Origin of the sequence: Pedobacter heparinus (assembly GCF_032678725.1) — a bacterium.
GTDB classification, from domain to species: domain Bacteria; phylum Bacteroidota; class Bacteroidia; order Sphingobacteriales; family Sphingobacteriaceae; genus Pedobacter; species Pedobacter heparinus_A.
Genome location: NZ_JAVTSC010000009.1, coordinates 149,866 through 165,202 on the forward strand (window position 1 = coordinate 149,866; position 15,337 = coordinate 165,202).

Here is a 15,337-nt window from a genome sequence, read left to right on the forward strand (position 1 = left end):
AGAACATACAGCTGGATTTATCATCATTACGTGACTTCCAATTGAGATTTTCTCCGATTTTCCGTTTAAATTGTGACCAATGTGAACTTAAAACGGAAGTATAGTTTAGCATCAACTGGTTTACCATTTACCATAATAGGCACCCAGGTTGGTGGGATTAGCTTAAATACGCGTAACCATTCTTCTTCTAAACCAAAGCCAAGCTGGCTCTCGGCTTTTTCATTAATGATTTCTCCTTCTTTGGTTAGGGTTGCCGACAGTAAAGCTTCACCCATTACATTGTTTTCCATGGCCTCCCTGGGATATTTCAGGCATTTTTTAACGATTGTCAGCATTTTTGGATCTCCGCCTAGATAGAAGTTTTTAGCTTCAATTTCCTTACCTGGCTTGTCATTATTGTCCTGCAGAATGATTTTTTTAATAAATTTAGATGGTTGGTCCGATAGGAATTTACCAGTACTAAAATCGAACTTTTGATGTACTTCAGTATTTCTGGAAAATTCCCATATGCCTGATTGCTTGCCTAGATTATATTGTCCTTTTTCAGTGTACGTAAGTATCTGGGCTGAATAATCGCCGTGTTTTACCTCTGAATCTGATTTCAGTACCTGGTATTTTTCAACTAAGGTACAAGCGTCTATTTTAGTTTTTTTAGTGACTTTTTTTAATGCCTGGGCAAAGCTGAAGCTAAAAATCAGGCTAAAGCAAGTTCCGAGTAGGAGTGATTTCAATTGGAGCATATGATTTAGAATAGGCAGAAAGTTATTAATAATTCTGGATAAAAAACAAACTGCTGTTTAGGATAGTGGTTTGAAACGTGCTGATAAGGATTTTGTGCTGGAGACGATGAAGGATAGGTAAGGGTGAGGTGTAACCTTAACAACGCAGCAATTCAAGCTGATATTTCCGCTCGTTAATCATGTCGGCATGTTCATCAATTTCCTTTTCTGTTAAATCAGGGTGAGCTTCGCGAAGCTTGAAATCTACGGTATCGGTCATGTAGGTGCTGATGTCGAAAATCGATGCCTTATCACCAGTAATTAAGAAATCCAGAAGAGTAATAACTGAACAACCTGCATTTAACGCGTAGCTGCCATCAGAGTCTCCGAAATCTTCAGTGTCGGGAGTTACTGCGTCAATGCGGTTATGGTAATCCTGAAGTTTGGTTTTTTGCATCTCATTTATCTTATGAGATTCGCAATAGTTGATGACTTCTGTTAAAGCACCGGGATCTCCCCATTGATGTCTGTCGTAAAATTTGATGTACTCCGGTAAAAGTCGCTTGCAGATATTCAGGCCAAAGGCTAAAAGCATTTCCTCAGGTGATATATCTATCTGTTGTTTGAGTTTGAAATTGAATTCAAGATAGGGGTTGTGAAACTTTTCTTTTTCAATATCTATATAGCAAACCAATTGTTCATTGTGGTCGTAAACATAAATTTCAACAGTAGCATTTGCCTTCGCTATTTCTCTGGCGGTGTTTATTGCTTCCTCTATATTACCAAACTCGGTATATACTCTTTCATGATCGGAGCCAGCATATTTGAACTTTTCATTTAGAACGATGCCTGTATTTCTATCTGCCCTCGACAAAGTATATTCACCATTCTTCTGTTTTGGGAACTCGAATACATATGAAAATTGACCAGCTTTGGGCTTACCATTGATTATGTTTTTGATCAGGTTTAGAATTTTCATTGGTAACTCGCAAATTAGATGCTCGAATTTAACTAAATTGTATTCTAAAGTGCGGAATATATTCGTTAGTTGACGCATCAAATGAAAGAAGAAAAACAACACAACTGCAGGGAGATAAAATTGAATTGCTATCTTGGAATAAGAACTAACAACTCGACTAAATAATTTAAGTTCTAACTTAGCGAAAAAAATAGTCTAATGAGTAATATTATCGAATTCTTCTGCTATCAGAACGACAGTCCATTAGAAATACAGTTAGAACCAGAAGCAGTAATTTTCATTGCATCACCAGAAAACGCTATAAAATTTGTCGCAATTAATTGCCAAGATGATTTTAAGTGGTCGATAAGAATAGGAAGTGAGGACGGAGGTCTACAGCTGTTTCCCCAAACTCTTGGTGACTATGACATTGAGGTTTACGAGAATAATGAGCTAATCACAGATTTCTATAAGTACATGAAATAACAAGTTGGCTACAGGCCGCACTGATCAGTGCAGTTACAGGTTAGCTACTGAAATTTTTTACGGCCAGGATATGTTTGCAAAATAACATCCGATATCCTTTTCGCTACAATTTGTATATTCGTCTGGTTGACGCATCAAATGAAAGAAGAAAAACGACACAACTGCAGGAATGATGAAAAAACAATTTCTGATATAGAGAAATATGGACTTTCAGTAATCCTTATTGAGGCAACAGATTATTTACCATCTTTTGCGTACAGCATTGGCCTCTGGCAAAAATACGACCACCCTGAAATTATTTGCTTTGGTTTGAGTGTTCAAACTTTGCACATCATAATCAATGACGTTGCAGAATTAATCAAAAATGGTCATATTATTGAAACGGGCAGACCCTATGATGATTTCTTCGAAAACGGGAATGCTGAATTTTTAAAAGTAGATTGCAGGAATATAGCGGACTACTTTGGAACGGCATTAGATTTTTACGGGGTAAAGGATATACCTGCACTTCAGTTGATCTGGACAGACCGGAATGATAAATTCCCCTGGGATGAAGGTTTTGAAGAGGAGTTTATTTACAGGCAACCCTTGCTGGATAGGAATGCTGATTTTAAACAAGAATTCTGAATTTATAAAATATGAAGGCAGTAGCATCTACGGCGGAAGTTCTAGTATATAAGATACTGAAAAGACACAACGAAAAAGGTTGGGTAAATTGGGCATACGAAATGCTTGTGGCTGGTTATGAAACAGAAAGTCTGCTTATTCTGGCAGGAATGCGTGGAAATCTGGAATACTTTGAGATGTGGACTTTGACTGATAAGGTATTGAAAGAGCTAGAGATAGATTACGCTGATCAAAATAAGGTAATAACTGGATATATTTCCTATATCGCTCAAAGGGTACTATCTGGAATGGAAAGCCCTTCAGTTGCTTTAAGCATATTAAAAAATCTGTATTTCGATCTTGACCATGAGCCACTACTTTCAGATTTCTACGATTTATATTATGCGTGGGAAGATCTTCAGCATGGGGAAGATCAATGGTATGTAGCTGGTGTTGATCGCTCGAACATTGATCAGGCTATTACAGCCTGTTTTTCTAATGCTGAATTACTGAGGTAGGTAGTAGGTAATATATAGTTACAATTTAAATTAAATATCTATGGCGCGATTATCATCTTTTTCCCAAACTACCTGTCTATTATTTATTGGAATATTTTTATTGACCATCAGCTGTAAGCAGACTGAGGAAAGTAAAGTTAAAGAAATAGCAAACCAGTATATGAAGGGGCGTATTAAACTTAAAAGCGGTGACAGCGTACAACTAAAGTCAGTCACTGAGCCTTTGTTGTTTAGGTTTATCAAACTAACCCAGGAGTATCTAAAAATAGTTGATGCTCCTGTTATAGGTGAGGACATAAGTAGAATCAGTGCTGGTGAAGTTAAGATCGAGGGCCAGAAAGCCACCTGCCGCATGATTGGGCATGACTATTATACGATCCATTTGATCAAGACAGGCGATAGTTGGAAAGTGAATGGAGAAAATAGTGAATACATGACCGTAGAGAAGATTGCCGCACTACGTAAGAAGATAGTTGATCAAATCGAGTTTAAAAAAAATAAACCTGCAATATATGCGCTAATAAAGGTTGTTAATCTGTTTTTTGAAGGGGTTAGAAAATATGTTAAAGAGGGTAGCCTCAATGAACTTGAAACCATCACCACTCCAGATACCCGGAACATGGTCCAAAAATTTTACAGCTATGCCAAACAAAGATCAGGTGAAGATGTCCTTTCGAAAGAAATTGAAAAGTTTAATTTGGTATTGGGCGATGTCACTTTTGAAAGTGATAGAGCGGAATTCAAATTCTATAACGAATCCAGAACCGTAAATCTGATTAAACAAAATAGCCAGTATAAAATAGCTGGTTTAGAAGGATTAAAATCTAGGGAGATCAGCCTGCAAATCATGGAGGATAATTATTTGAATTTGCTCAGGGCATTGAAACTAGTGCGAAAACCGGAATATCGATTACCTGAAATTAAATAACGATAAACAATAGAGTAGAAGTATGCAAGGCAACAACCGGATGAATTTGTTAGATTAAAGAGGAATGAATAAAGAGAGTTATAAAACATATAGGATTTTTAATGATTATGGGTTAGTTCAGGAACTGGAAGTGACATTGGCCGAGCATCAAATTGACTATGTTACTGAAAACTCTTCTCTTCCATTCGATCCTTCATTTGCTAATAATCCGGTGAATCAGGAATACAGGGTAAAGCTGAAATCGGAAGATTTCGAAAGAGCGAACGCAGTGCTGATAAAAGAGGCTTCAGTGCAATTGGAAGAGACTGATCGGAATCATTATCTGTTCACTTTTAGTGATGAGGAACTGATGGAGTTGATTTCAAAACGTGACGAGTGGAGTAATTATGATTTTCTATTGGCTCAAAAAATTTTAAAGGAACGGGGTAAGGTGCTCGGGAATGGTGAGTTGGCTGAGTTTGAAGAAAAGAGACTTCAGGAGTTAAATAAGTTTGAAAAGGTAAGCCCAGGTTGGTTGTATGCTGGTTTCCTGTTTGCATTATTGGGTGGGGTATTTGGGATAATGATGGGCTGGTTCATTTCATCTAATACCAAAACATTACCGAACGGTAAGACAATGTATTGTTACTCCGATGCAGACCGAAAGAAAGGGAGGGTAATGCTTATTGTTGGAATAGTGGTACTGGTGTTTTGTTTGATTTTGAGGATTAGTCAGCAGTTTTAAAAAAATCTGGGTGATCTGCCGGGACAGATAAAATTGAATTGCTATCTTGGAATAATCAATTTACACTATGAATTCAATCGCTATTCAGCTTGCTGGTCCGGGATAAAGAATGATAAGTTGAAAATTTAGATAATAAAAAAGCCTTTCAGTAGGAAAGGCTTATCAAATATTTTTATGGTAGTAGGTACTATAGTGCCTCGATTTCTTCGACAGTAAGGCCGGTGAGTTCAGCGATTTCAACTTGAGGCATATTTTTGTGCTTTAATTTAAGTGCCATTTCCACGGCTTTTTTGTGTTCACCTTTGGCTTCTCCCTGTTGCAGGATATATTGATCATGGTTGTAATTGTCACGTTTTATTTTCAAGCTTTGTTGGTATGCATTCATTTCTGCTGGTGTTAAGTTACTCACTTCGGCAATTTTGAACAGTTTATTGAATATCTCGTCGTCCTTCAAAGATACAGGAATATCTTTTAAATCTCCCATATGCTTTATACAGAACAACCACTTGTCTTCATCTGTTTTTAGTTCTTTTTCGGTTTTATTGAAGCCAGGCAGCTCTATGTAGATGTAACCCAGCTTTTTGTAAAAGGGGAGATTACTTTTGGTTTCTACCAGGCTGACATTGTGTATGTACTGATCTGCCGGCATACCTGCAAACTTGAAATCCAATATGGCTACAAAATAGATTTCTGGTAGTTTATAATTCCAGTTGGCATCCACGGATTTGCCCTGTTCCTGGATCAGGATTGCAGCGTAAAACAGGAGCCGGTCTGCAAAATAGGGGCTACTTTCCTTTTGCATCTCTATGGTGAATTTCTCGTTATCCGCTCCGGTACAATGCACATCAAATACGGATTTCCTGTCTGTCTTTTGGTTCCCTTTATGTTCTGTTTTGCTGATCTGGACCTTAGTGATTACTTTTTTTCCTTTGAATACGGCATTCAGAAAATGCATAAGCAGATCCAGATGGGTCTCTTTTGTGAAAATATGCTTGAAGGCAAAGTCGTCTTTTGGATTTAGATATCTGGAATTTACCTTTTTTGTATCAGGCTTACTGATTGTAGTTTGATGGTGTTGCTTTGGCATAAATAGCGTTAGTTTTTATTATGCTAAGCTCCGCAACAACGAGTGTAAATGGTTTAAAATAATCAGCTCGTTTTACTGAATTTTTAGGGGTTTTCGGAATTTAATTTGGTGAGTTGGAAAGGGCTTTTGGTTTAGATAAATCCTATGTCACTAAGGATGGAGAATTATGGTTACTGATAGTCGGATTATAGGGATTGGATTTCTCCTATTGGCAGGCCGGTAGCTTCAGCAATGATTTTTAGGTCAATATCTTTGTTTTTAAGATTACGGGCGATAGCTTTCTTTTCTTCTAGAGCTTTGGCCTCAGCCTCTTGCTTTCCCCATTTGTACATAGTGTCACGTTCTTTTTTCCAAAATGTATTTACTTCCAGCATGGCGGTATCTATTTGTTTATCAAAATTACGCAATTGCACAATGATACACAATTGCTGATAATATTTATTGTTTGTTAATCTAAAGGATCTATTTAAGCAAAGACTAAATCCTCATAACTGATTAATCCGGTTGCGTAAAAAACAAAGGCATTTCAGAAATGTTTATAATTAAAAGTGTCTTAATTAGCTTTACCACTTTCTATGATTTAGCCAACGCATTTATGGAACAAAAAAACGAACGTTTTGATACTGCTTCCCGTGTTATTAAAGCACCCGCACACCGTATTTACCTTGCTTTTTTAGACCCTGAAGCTATTGCCAGTTGGCGTCCGCCTGCTGGTATGGAATGTGAAGTGTATGAATTTGAACCCAGCATAGGCGGAAAGTACAAGATGGCTTTTAAGTATACAAGATCTGAAGACGCTACTGCGGGAAAAACCTCGGCAAACGCGGATGTTTTTAATGGGATTTTTGTAGAACTTATTGCGGACAGGAAAATTGTGGAACTCATCAAATTTGAATCTGATGACCCTGCCTTTGCAGAGGAAATGAAGATGACGACGCGGCTGACCCCAGTAAAGGATGGAACAGAAGTAACCTTTATTGCAGAAAATGTGCCTTCTACTATTAAAAAAGAAGACCATGATGAAGGTATGCGATCTTCACTGGAGAACCTTGCGAAATTTATGGAGCAGTGAAAACACTCCAAGAGTATTCCATTCTTGTTTGATTTTATTTGAAGGTTATAAATATCATGAAATAGCTGATGACTGAATTCAATAAGCAAATTTTAGAACAAGCCAACGCCGCAGTTATTGCTGGTGACTACGAGGGCTTCCTTTCCTACTGTACCGAGGATACTGAATGGAATTTCATTGGGGAGCAGGTTTGTCATCGCTGTAGGAAAGATCAGTCTGAAAGATGAGCATGGAACATCAACCAAATATGATTATTGTGATGTCTGGCAGCTCAAGGGGGGCAAATTGCATGAACTAAAAGCATATGTAATCTCAATTGACAGGTGAAAGTTTAGTAGAACTCAAACCACTTTTCTGCCAGGTTGTTTAATAATAAAAAAAGCGTCATGGAAAACTACACCGTTGTTATCGGCCCGGAGCATCAACACCACTTTCAGGTTGGTCAATACCTGCATCATGCTACCGGAGGCTGCAAATACAAGATCTTTCAGAACGGTAACTTTGTAGCCAGCCTGGAGTCTGACGGACAGGACTTTTTACATGTGTGCCAGAACCCGGGAGGCATAGACCTGGAAATCCTGCACCTGTTGGCTGAGCAGATCGAATCACGGCACCCGAACGCTCGTCACTTTGGAACACTGGAGAATATCGAATTTGACAGTGACGATGAGCTGGAAGCACCGCCGCAGAAAACGCCGGTTGACTAATCTTGACCTAAAACTATGTACGTTGACTATTTGTTTTTTGGTTTGTAGTTGAAATTATCAGCCTGGAAAATAGAATACTAATCGCTTTCCAGACTGACAAACAAGGGTTCCGGTATTTGCCCTTTTGTGTTTCACCGGGATGGGCTTGGCTATGCTTTCAAAGGGAACTAAAAAACGATAACCGGAGCAGCTTTAGAGAAACTTCCTACGGCATCGGCGACCGCTTCAATCGGTGTCCCCAACTGAATACCACCCCGTTTAATCACCAAGGTTACTTTCTGGCCAGCAACTCCTCCATTTCCAGATATGGCAATAATGGCTGCAGTTACATTTGTGGCGTAAGTAATTTCTTTTGTCCATGGAAGTGAAGTGATCGGATCATTATCTGTGCCACCTCCGGCGGTGGTGTAAGACGCAATCAGCGCTGATCCTGTAAAATTTCCAGTGATTTCATAACGGATGTTACGCGAAGTTGTATCAGGCTTTTTATCTGAATCTTTCTTGCAGGAAACAAAAACTGTGAGCACCATCAGTAGTGCAAAAATTGACTTTTTCATAAGGTATTTTTTTAATTAAAATTTAAGTGCTATTCCAATTCTGGCATTGGTACTGCCTATAGCGCCAAGCTCAGTAAATGCGCCGAGGCTATTGCTGAAGAAGTATTTGCCCCCAACGTATGCGCCCAGAAACAGTCCGCTTCCGTAACTATCGCCCAGGTCTTCACCATTGTCTTTCCAGGAAAAACTTCTGTAGCCAAGGGTTGGCCCTCCATATAAATCTATTTTGTCGCCGTTGATTTTTAATAATTGATTAACATGATAAGACGCTCTTACGCCAAAGTAAATGGCTGTAAATTTGAGGGACAGGTATTCATTGGAGAGATAATCTGCATTTGCACCAATGCTGATGCTGCCTGTGATTCCCTGTTCATAAGAAAGACCAACAGGTATGCCTCCGTCATAAGAGGAGTTTACGCCAATACCGATATTAAGTAATTTATTTCCTTTTTTAAAGGCGCCATTTTCTTGGGCGAACAATGTTGTGGTCGTAAAAAATACCAGGATAAGGGTGTTAACAATTTTCATTTTTATCATTTTTAATAGTTCTATGCAAACATAAAAATGATAAAAGCCTAAACTCGTTAACTTAAGTTAAGAAAGGATTTAAGAGGCTTTTTTAACCAGTCTTTTTCTCATTCTACTTAAAGATTGCGGAGTGATACCCAAATAACTGGCTAAATGGTATTGAGGGATTCTTTGCGCCAAATCCGGCCTTATTTCCAGCAGATTCAAATAGCGTTGCTCTGGTGTAGAAATCTTAAAATTATCAAATGCTATTTGACTTTTTGAGTGTAAATCTTCGGAAACAAGACGACACAGTTTTTCCAGGATAGGGTATTTTGCAAAAAGTTCTTCATCTGTTTCTGAATTGGCTACAATCAAAATAGAGTTTTCCAGACAATCAACATAGTATTCAGATGGGGTATTGTTTAATGCGCCCGGAGGGTTAAGGGTTTCAGTCTCGGTATAAAAAGCAGTAGTCTTTTCTTCTGTATCAACCAAATAGTAGCACCTGATGCATCCTTGAAGCACAAAATAGGCATCTTTTGAGCGTTGACCCTCTTTCAATAAAATTGTTCCTTTCTTAAAACTTTTAAAAATGGCTAAATCTAAAATAACATTTTGCTCCTCTTCGGACAGGATTACATACTTCGCTAAAAAATTTAACAGGATTTGATCCATTTTATCATTAGTCAATTGCATTTTTCTAATATTTAGGCGATACGGGTGTCAATTTAATATTTCTTGATGATATATTAAAGACTATAGCGGAAAACACAGGCTAAGGTTTTTTCTTAACTTAAGTGAACGAGTTATGGCCGCTCGCCGATCTACCTTTGTATTATCGTTTAACAATTAATGATTGATATGCAAAAGAATATTTTATGGTTCGCCTTGATTTTAATGATGGCAGGCACGCTACAGGTTAAAGCTCAATATTCCAGACAGGACAGTACTTATAGAAAGTATTTTATAGGCAGTACCTTATTTATGATTGCTAATATAGTAGCTGATAATAATCCGCCTGAAATGGTTTATCTGAACTTAGGTTATCGCATTACAGGAAAGGATGTCATTTCACTTGAATTTAAAACCTGGAAATATGCCTGGCCAATTGGCATTCCTTATGGAAAATCATTTGAAGCAGAGGGAGAAGGGTTTCCGGGTTATATTCGTGAATACGGTGTTTCATTGAATTATCAAAGGTTTTTATGGAAGCAACTTTTTGCTCAGGTTGACGTGATGCCTGCTTTGCAAACCTTTGTAAATGATAACGGTGAGAAGATTGACAATGGTTTTCAGATCTTTAACACTTATTCCATTGGTTACCACATTAAACTTTTCAAGGACAGGCTTTTTTTTCAACCTTCAATAGCAGTGACGCATCGTCCTTATCAATCAACAATGCCTGATTCTTTTAAACAGGTTGACGATAAATGGTCAAGATTCTTCTTTGGGCAGCCGGGCTTGCATTTTGGGTATAATTTCTAGTACTGTTGTCTTATCTTCTATCCAATTGTATTCAATTTCAAACGCAACTTGTCTTGCAAATTCAATCCCGTGCCTATCGCTTAAAAAGCCTAAAGCCATATCCATTCCGGCACTTACACCAGCAGAGGTATAAAATTTTCCGTCAACAGTCCAGCGAGCTGTTTTATTCCATAGTACATTTGCGCCGTTTGTTATTACCCAGGCAAATGCCCTTTTATTAGAGGTTGCGATTTTATTGTCCAATAAACCGGTTTTTGCGAGTAATGCACTTCCTGTGCAAACAGTTAATACATAATTGCTGATATTGGAAATTTCTTTGATCTTGTTTATAAGTGCTTTGTTTTCAACTTCTTTTCGTGTGCCCAATCCGCCTGGAATTAAAAATACTTCGGGCTCATTGCTGATGTTTGCTAATTTATCTGTCAATGCGGATACTCCGTGTTGATTTTCTATTTGACCGCCCTTTAAAGAATAAAATTTAATGGTGTATTTATCAAGGCGCCCAAAAATTTCTACTGGTCCGTAAACGTCTAAAGTTTCAAAGTTGTCAAAAAGTAAAACTGCTACTTCCATAATTGCTGTTTGTATGAAATAAAGCTAGAAATTAAAACCGACATTTTGAATTGGATGGATAGCTTCTCCTATCATTCTCAAAATATTGATGCTTGTTTTAGTAAATTGATAAATGGTGTAAAATATTTCTCATTGGTTAATATATCGGGTTTTGATTATCTTTGTTCAACCAATAGATAGAGATATGGCGGACATCATTGCACTTACTCCAGAAACTATAAAGAATCAGATATATACTATTCGTGGTAAACAGGTGATGATGGATCGGGATTTAGCGGCGTTGTATGGTGTGGAGACAAGAAACCTTAATAAAGCAGTTAATAGAAACATTACCAGATTTCCAAAAGAATTTATGTTTCAGCTGACCGACGAGGAGTTTAAAAACTTGATGTTCCAAAATGGAACATCAAGTTGGGGCGGAACCAGGAAACTTCCATATGTTTTCGCCGAACATGCAGTGCTGATGTTGAGTGCAGTTTTAAAAAGTGAAACTGCTGTTAATGTAAGTGTCCAAATCATTAGTGCATTTATAGAAATGCGGAAGTTTTTGAGAGATAATGCAGAGGTGCTTACGAGATTAGACAATGTAGAACGTAAACATGCTTTACTTCAATATCAAACTGATAGCAAATTTGATCAGGTTTTTAATGCTTTAGAAAGTGGTGACTTGAAACCTAAGCAGGGGATATTTTATGATGGGCAGGTGTTTGATGCGTATGTTTTTGTTGCTGATTTGGTCAGGTCTGCTAAACAGTCGATCGCATTGATTGATAACTACGTGGATGAAACGGTGTTAAATATGTTTACGAAACGGCCTAAAGGCGTTTCATTTACTATTTATACGAAAGAAGTCAATAAGCAACTCTTGCTGGACAAAAAGAAGCATGATCAGCAATATGAGCCTGTGATGATTAAGCAGTTTAAAAATGCTCATGATCGATTTCTGATCATTGATGGCGTTGCGGTTTATCATATTGGAGCATCTTTAAAGGATCTTGGTAAGAAGTGGTTTGCATTTTCGAAAATGGAGATGCATGCATCTGAGTTATTGAAGAGGCTGGTGTAAAGAACATTTATAAAAAATGGCGTTTTTTACAAATGAAAAGAGGAGCGTTCGTAAAAATAGCCCGGAGAAAATATCCCCGGACTATTAACCTAAAACTATGTACGTTTACTATTTATTTTTTGGTTTTGTAGTTGATTTGACGGATACACCTGATTCATTGATTGCCCTTGAGGCCGGATTGTATAGCACGTTTTCTCCAGTATTGCCAGAAGGTGTATAAAGCGGGTTAACCTCAATCGCATTTGGATCGCCTGTTTTATTGCTCTTTAAAACTTCGACTCTTCTTCTTTCTGCTGAATTTTTGGTGCTGTCTGCAGGGGTGGTAGTAGGGGCGGCCACTCTGCCTGTAGCGGCATAGGATGCAGTTGCTGCACCGCCACCGGCTCCGCCTGCAAGTGTGCCTACTGACGAGACGGCTTGTGCAGGAACAGCAGCCTGGCTTTGAATTTTTACTGGTTCCTGATTTTGTTTTTGAACTGGCGACTGGGCGATGGCTACTGCACTGATCAGTGACAGGATAAAAGCTGGTAGTATTGATTTCATGATCTTGATCTTAAATGTTAATTTCTGTTTGTTTACAGGTATATCAATCAAGGCCAGATTTTGTTACCCTCATACATATTATCGAAGCCAGGGCCGTTATTTTAATGGAAGTCACATCATGTGACTTCCAATAAAGAAATAATGGGATTATGAAAATTGCCATTAGTATTCGATGAGCAGAGAATTCGAGCAGCTCCGAACTGGGGAGGTCTTGAACAAGTGCTGACCTTATGGTATAGGCAGATCAATGTATTTGTGATTAAATTTTAAAGTCAAACTCATATCTTAGGTAAATGATAATGCCCTCAGATAAAACTTATAAGATAACCAAGCGGATAATGCTTGGTGAATCGGTAATGAACCCTGACTTTAGGCTACTTGCCGACTTTATAGATCAAACTTTCGGAGTAAAAACCATTAATATTATTTATGATACTTTCGGTGTTGACAAAAGGCCAAGATTGAATATTTGCTTTGAATTTGGAAGAGAGCAGCAAGTTTTTAATGAAAATAATGCGGCTTTTAATTTTGACAGTAAAAAACAACAGTTGATTGCGCGTAAGTTTAAAGAAACATTGAAGGAACAGGATTTGGGTGGTAAAAATGGTATATGGAGCATTTTTACAAATTCCGACAATGATAAATATAATACGAGGAATGTTTTTGTTTGTTATAGTGCCTTTGAGCCAATAGCCAGAATTGAAGCTTATGAAAAAATTCAGGAGCAGGATGTTGCTAGGTTGAAAAAGGAACTTCGCAACCAGGACCTTTGGACAATATCCCGTGCTTTTGGAGAGCCTACATTCTTTTTATACACAGACGAACAGGTGCAGCACTATGAAAATAGTGATATGAAAAAAGAATGGGCGAATAAGTATTTTGATTTATTGGTGCCCAATGATGAATTCAGGTATTTTACCAGGGAAAAGTTTAACATTTGCCTTGATAGCAGAGAGAATTTTGATACTAATTATAGTAGTAATTGGTTTTATTACTATAGATGACAATACGGAGGGAAACCGCCTAACGGTCAACATGATTCGCTCTTAAATTCTTGATTCGCGATTTGAGAATTTTTGCTTAACTTTATTTTTGAAAGCACATAGTGCGATGCGGGCACATGACATTGTGGTCACAATGGGGGAAACCTAGCTAATCTGTGCATTTTCTGCCCATTGCAAACCTCCAGACAGTTCCTGATTGCTAAATTCAATATGAATCACCCTTCTTTTGTTATTGTTAGTTGTTCTATTGGAACTATGCAACAATAATGGCTTCATGATCATTACGCCTCCGAGGGGTACAGAACAGACGGCCTCGGTCTCTGTTTTCCAATCAATATCTTCAGAACGGTAAATTCCTTTAAGATGTGAGCCGGGCACTACCTTCAGGGCTCCATTGTTTTCATCAGTATCATCCAAATGAATTCTGATGGTAAATCCCTTTTCCAGGATGTTTAATGGTGGCTGCACCGCAAACTGCTCTTGCTTAACCGTCCATTTGGTATAACCATCGACTTCAGTTTTTTGATCTACGGAAATGGTCAGGTCCTGATGATAGGAAACAAACCAATTGGATTGCTCTGGCTTATCGAAATAAATGGATTTCACTACGAAATAATCACTTCCAAATAACCGGGTGATTATGTTTTTAAATTTTTCAGTAAAAATGAGCTGCTGGATTTCCGGTATTTCTTTGAGAAACTGCCTGATGGCAAAAAGATCGGCTGACCTTCTGAAGGTTTCGCTCGAACCATTTGCAGTACCTATGAGCGCACAGAGCTGCTGCACCTGTTCATCTGAAAAGACATTATTAAGGATAGTAAATCCAGCTGTTTCAATCTGATCTATATGGCTTTCCATGGTGCACAAAGATGATAATTTAATGGCGTGAACCATGCTTATTTATAAAGGCATTTGTAATATCTGGAAAACATCTTTTAAAGATCCGTTGATTGAGATGAAAATGTCGTTATCTAACCTGCTCGTTATTCCGTTCGTATCATCGTCCTTGCTTTTCGTATCATCAAGATAGCCTTTCGTCCTAAAGATTTGGATTTATCATTTATAATAATCAGGAGTAAATTTTATATTTAAACAATGGAAAACGACTTAGAAAATCTTAAATATCCTATCGGCCGCTTTGTTCCTGCCAGACAATACAACCCAGATACGCTGGCATCCTGGATAGGTGGCATCAGATCGGCACCCTTACTGTTCGATTACTGCATCGAAAACCTGGATGAGGCCCAGTTGAATACGCCTTATCGCCCGGATGGCTGGAATGTGATACAGGTGGTGCACCATGTTGCAGACAGCCATATGAATGCTTACATTAGGTTGAAACTGGCATTGACAGAAGATACGCCCACCATTAGCCCTTATGAGGAAAATGCCTGGGCTGAACTTCCGGATGTACAGCTTGTGCCGTTGAATGTATCGGTTACTTTACTACATGCGCTGCATAGGAGATGGGCAACGCTGCTGGAAAACTTAAAGGAAGAGGACTGGACAAGAACCTATTATCATCCTGGAAATAAGGAGTACATGCCGGTATGGCAAATGACCAATCAGTACAGCTGGCATGGTGCGCATCATGCGGAACAGATTATTTCGTTAAGAAAAAGGATGGGGTGGTAAAGAATTTATTATATTTAACTTATGGAAATTAAAAAATATTTGCCCCGGTTCTTTTTTGGCCATCGTGTTTATTTCTTTGTGGCCTTTTTGATTATTGACATTCTGGTCATGTTTGTATTGTTGAGGTAGGGATTTAAAAGAGGCTGCATGGCAAGGGAA

Annotated in this window: 22 protein-coding genes; 12 read left to right on the plus strand and 10 right to left on the minus strand. The window is 38.2% G+C overall.

What is annotated here, in order from left to right:
* Nucleotides 1–65: 65 nt before the first annotated feature.
* Nucleotides 66–731: an energy transducer TonB gene (locus R2Q85_RS14855; RefSeq protein WP_316812581.1), complete on the minus strand. Its 666-nt coding sequence runs from the start codon at nt 729–731 to the stop codon at nt 66–68.
* A 145-nt stretch (nt 732–876) separates the two neighbouring features.
* On the minus strand, nt 877–1,698 hold the full coding sequence (locus R2Q85_RS14860; protein ID WP_316812582.1) for a DUF416 family protein: 822 nt from the start codon (nt 1,696–1,698) through the stop codon (nt 877–879).
* Between the two features lie 198 nt (nt 1,699–1,896).
* On the opposite strand from R2Q85_RS14860, the gene R2Q85_RS14865 reads away from it, so the two are divergent.
* The 5 genes from R2Q85_RS14865 to R2Q85_RS14885 all read left to right on the plus strand — a co-directional run bounded on the left by R2Q85_RS14865 (nt 1,897) and on the right by R2Q85_RS14885 (nt 4,939).
* Nucleotides 1,897–2,163 carry a hypothetical protein gene (locus R2Q85_RS14865; RefSeq protein WP_316812583.1) on the plus strand — a complete coding sequence of 89 codons (267 nt, stop codon included), beginning with the start codon at nt 1,897–1,899 and terminating at the stop codon, nt 2,161–2,163.
* A gap of 138 nt (nt 2,164–2,301) precedes the next feature.
* Nucleotides 2,302–2,790, plus strand: a complete 489-nt coding sequence (locus R2Q85_RS14870; protein ID WP_316812584.1) for a DUF4262 domain-containing protein — start codon at nt 2,302–2,304, stop codon at nt 2,788–2,790.
* Nucleotides 2,791–2,801: 11 nt separating this feature from the next.
* Complete coding sequence (locus tag R2Q85_RS14875) at nt 2,802–3,287, plus strand: hypothetical protein (protein ID WP_316812585.1); 486 nt, start codon at nt 2,802–2,804, stop codon at nt 3,285–3,287.
* A 40-nt stretch (nt 3,288–3,327) separates the two neighbouring features.
* Entirely contained in the window at nt 3,328–4,215 is an 888-nt protein-coding gene (locus R2Q85_RS14880; protein WP_316812586.1) for a hypothetical protein, read from the plus strand.
* 64 nt (nt 4,216–4,279) lie between these two features.
* A complete protein-coding gene (locus tag R2Q85_RS14885) occupies nt 4,280–4,939 on the plus strand; it encodes a hypothetical protein (RefSeq protein ID WP_316812587.1) in 660 nt (219 codons plus the stop codon).
* 187 nt (nt 4,940–5,126) lie between these two features.
* Here the strand turns inward: R2Q85_RS14885 and R2Q85_RS14890 are convergent, their stop codons facing one another.
* Both R2Q85_RS14890 and R2Q85_RS14895 read right to left on the minus strand, forming a co-directional pair.
* Nucleotides 5,127–6,026, minus strand: a complete 900-nt coding sequence (locus R2Q85_RS14890) for an Rpn family recombination-promoting nuclease/putative transposase (protein WP_316812588.1) — start codon at nt 6,024–6,026, stop codon at nt 5,127–5,129.
* A 185-nt stretch (nt 6,027–6,211) separates the two neighbouring features.
* Nucleotides 6,212–6,433, minus strand: a complete 222-nt coding sequence (locus R2Q85_RS14895; protein WP_316812589.1) for a hypothetical protein — start codon at nt 6,431–6,433, stop codon at nt 6,212–6,214.
* Between the two features lie 188 nt (nt 6,434–6,621).
* Between R2Q85_RS14895 and R2Q85_RS14900 the strand changes: the two genes are divergently transcribed.
* The 3 genes from R2Q85_RS14900 to R2Q85_RS14910 all read left to right on the plus strand — a co-directional run bounded on the left by R2Q85_RS14900 (nt 6,622) and on the right by R2Q85_RS14910 (nt 7,805).
* Nucleotides 6,622–7,098, plus strand: coding sequence for an SRPBCC family protein (locus R2Q85_RS14900; protein ID WP_316812590.1), 477 nt, complete (start codon nt 6,622–6,624; stop codon nt 7,096–7,098).
* 117 nt (nt 7,099–7,215) lie between these two features.
* Entirely contained in the window at nt 7,216–7,425 is a 210-nt protein-coding gene (locus R2Q85_RS14905; RefSeq protein WP_316812591.1) for a hypothetical protein, read from the plus strand.
* Nucleotides 7,426–7,484: 59 nt separating this feature from the next.
* Nucleotides 7,485–7,805, plus strand: coding sequence for a hypothetical protein (locus R2Q85_RS14910; protein ID WP_316812592.1), 321 nt, complete (start codon nt 7,485–7,487; stop codon nt 7,803–7,805).
* Between the two features lie 167 nt (nt 7,806–7,972).
* Here R2Q85_RS14910 and R2Q85_RS14915 read toward each other — a convergent pair whose 3' ends face one another.
* The 3 genes from R2Q85_RS14915 to R2Q85_RS14925 all read right to left on the minus strand — a co-directional run bounded on the left by R2Q85_RS14915 (nt 7,973) and on the right by R2Q85_RS14925 (nt 9,568).
* Complete coding sequence (locus R2Q85_RS14915; RefSeq protein WP_316812593.1) at nt 7,973–8,362, minus strand: hypothetical protein; 390 nt, start codon at nt 8,360–8,362, stop codon at nt 7,973–7,975.
* A gap of 15 nt (nt 8,363–8,377) precedes the next feature.
* Complete coding sequence (locus tag R2Q85_RS14920) at nt 8,378–8,890, minus strand: hypothetical protein (protein ID WP_316812594.1); 513 nt, start codon at nt 8,888–8,890, stop codon at nt 8,378–8,380.
* Nucleotides 8,891–8,968: 78 nt separating this feature from the next.
* The gene (locus R2Q85_RS14925; protein ID WP_316812595.1) at nt 8,969–9,568 is read right to left on the minus strand and encodes a Crp/Fnr family transcriptional regulator; all 600 of its coding nucleotides are present in this window, start codon (nt 9,566–9,568) and stop codon (nt 8,969–8,971) included.
* Nucleotides 9,569–9,733: 165 nt separating this feature from the next.
* On the opposite strand from R2Q85_RS14925, the gene R2Q85_RS14930 reads away from it, so the two are divergent.
* The gene (locus tag R2Q85_RS14930) at nt 9,734–10,357 is read left to right on the plus strand and encodes a hypothetical protein (RefSeq protein WP_316812596.1); all 624 of its coding nucleotides are present in this window, start codon (nt 9,734–9,736) and stop codon (nt 10,355–10,357) included.
* Here R2Q85_RS14930 and R2Q85_RS14935 read toward each other — a convergent pair.
* Nucleotides 10,307–10,930: a DJ-1/PfpI family protein gene (locus R2Q85_RS14935; protein WP_316812597.1), complete on the minus strand. Its 624-nt coding sequence runs from the start codon at nt 10,928–10,930 to the stop codon at nt 10,307–10,309. The two genes, R2Q85_RS14930 and R2Q85_RS14935, sit on opposite strands and share 51 nt — an antisense overlap.
* Before the next feature lie 184 nt (nt 10,931–11,114).
* Here R2Q85_RS14935 and R2Q85_RS14940 point away from each other — a divergent pair, with 184 nt between their 5' ends.
* On the plus strand, nt 11,115–11,996 hold the full coding sequence (locus R2Q85_RS14940) for an ORF6N domain-containing protein (RefSeq protein WP_316812598.1): 882 nt from the start codon (nt 11,115–11,117) through the stop codon (nt 11,994–11,996).
* A 108-nt stretch (nt 11,997–12,104) separates the two neighbouring features.
* On the opposite strand, the gene R2Q85_RS14945 is transcribed toward R2Q85_RS14940, so the two are convergent.
* Nucleotides 12,105–12,539, minus strand: a complete 435-nt coding sequence (locus R2Q85_RS14945; protein WP_316812599.1) for a hypothetical protein — start codon at nt 12,537–12,539, stop codon at nt 12,105–12,107.
* A 293-nt stretch (nt 12,540–12,832) separates the two neighbouring features.
* Between R2Q85_RS14945 and R2Q85_RS14950 the strand changes: the two genes are divergently transcribed.
* Nucleotides 12,833–13,543, plus strand: a complete 711-nt coding sequence (locus R2Q85_RS14950; RefSeq protein ID WP_316812600.1) for a hypothetical protein — start codon at nt 12,833–12,835, stop codon at nt 13,541–13,543.
* 144 nt (nt 13,544–13,687) lie between these two features.
* Here the strand turns inward: R2Q85_RS14950 and R2Q85_RS14955 are convergent, their stop codons facing one another.
* On the minus strand, nt 13,688–14,401 hold the full coding sequence (locus R2Q85_RS14955; RefSeq protein WP_316812601.1) for a phytanoyl-CoA dioxygenase family protein: 714 nt from the start codon (nt 14,399–14,401) through the stop codon (nt 13,688–13,690).
* Nucleotides 14,402–14,638: 237 nt separating this feature from the next.
* Here R2Q85_RS14955 and R2Q85_RS14960 point away from each other — a divergent pair, with 237 nt between their 5' ends.
* Nucleotides 14,639–15,178, plus strand: a complete 540-nt coding sequence (locus tag R2Q85_RS14960; RefSeq protein ID WP_316812602.1) for a YfiT family bacillithiol transferase — start codon at nt 14,639–14,641, stop codon at nt 15,176–15,178.
* The last annotated feature ends 159 nt before the right edge of the window (nt 15,179–15,337 follow it).

Bases quoted from the DNA above. Each gene is read 5' to 3' on its own strand.
- R2Q85_RS14860 (WP_316812582.1), bottom strand. From the start codon at position 1,698: ATGAAAATTCTAAACCTGATCAAAAACATAATCAATGGTAAGCCCAAA.
- R2Q85_RS14865 (WP_316812583.1), top strand. From the start codon at position 1,897: ATGAGTAATATTATCGAATTCTTCTGCTATCAGAACGACAGTCCATTA.
- R2Q85_RS14870 (WP_316812584.1), top strand. From the start codon at position 2,302: ATGAAAGAAGAAAAACGACACAACTGCAGGAATGATGAAAAAACAATT.
- R2Q85_RS14875 (WP_316812585.1), top strand. From the start codon at position 2,802: ATGAAGGCAGTAGCATCTACGGCGGAAGTTCTAGTATATAAGATACTG.
- R2Q85_RS14880 (WP_316812586.1), top strand. From the start codon at position 3,328: ATGGCGCGATTATCATCTTTTTCCCAAACTACCTGTCTATTATTTATT.
- R2Q85_RS14885 (WP_316812587.1), top strand. From the start codon at position 4,280: ATGAATAAAGAGAGTTATAAAACATATAGGATTTTTAATGATTATGGG.
- R2Q85_RS14890 (WP_316812588.1), bottom strand. From the start codon at position 6,026: ATGCCAAAGCAACACCATCAAACTACAATCAGTAAGCCTGATACAAAA.
- R2Q85_RS14900 (WP_316812590.1), top strand. From the start codon at position 6,622: ATGGAACAAAAAAACGAACGTTTTGATACTGCTTCCCGTGTTATTAAA.
- R2Q85_RS14910 (WP_316812592.1), top strand. From the start codon at position 7,485: ATGGAAAACTACACCGTTGTTATCGGCCCGGAGCATCAACACCACTTT.
- R2Q85_RS14915 (WP_316812593.1), bottom strand. From the start codon at position 8,362: ATGAAAAAGTCAATTTTTGCACTACTGATGGTGCTCACAGTTTTTGTT.
- R2Q85_RS14920 (WP_316812594.1), bottom strand. From the start codon at position 8,890: ATGAAAATTGTTAACACCCTTATCCTGGTATTTTTTACGACCACAACA.
- R2Q85_RS14925 (WP_316812595.1), bottom strand. From the start codon at position 9,568: ATGCAATTGACTAATGATAAAATGGATCAAATCCTGTTAAATTTTTTA.
- R2Q85_RS14930 (WP_316812596.1), top strand. From the start codon at position 9,734: ATGCAAAAGAATATTTTATGGTTCGCCTTGATTTTAATGATGGCAGGC.
- R2Q85_RS14935 (WP_316812597.1), bottom strand. From the start codon at position 10,930: ATGGAAGTAGCAGTTTTACTTTTTGACAACTTTGAAACTTTAGACGTT.
- R2Q85_RS14940 (WP_316812598.1), top strand. From the start codon at position 11,115: ATGGCGGACATCATTGCACTTACTCCAGAAACTATAAAGAATCAGATA.
- R2Q85_RS14945 (WP_316812599.1), bottom strand. From the start codon at position 12,539: ATGAAATCAATACTACCAGCTTTTATCCTGTCACTGATCAGTGCAGTA.
- R2Q85_RS14950 (WP_316812600.1), top strand. From the start codon at position 12,833: ATGATAATGCCCTCAGATAAAACTTATAAGATAACCAAGCGGATAATG.
- R2Q85_RS14955 (WP_316812601.1), bottom strand. From the start codon at position 14,401: ATGGAAAGCCATATAGATCAGATTGAAACAGCTGGATTTACTATCCTT.
- R2Q85_RS14960 (WP_316812602.1), top strand. From the start codon at position 14,639: ATGGAAAACGACTTAGAAAATCTTAAATATCCTATCGGCCGCTTTGTT.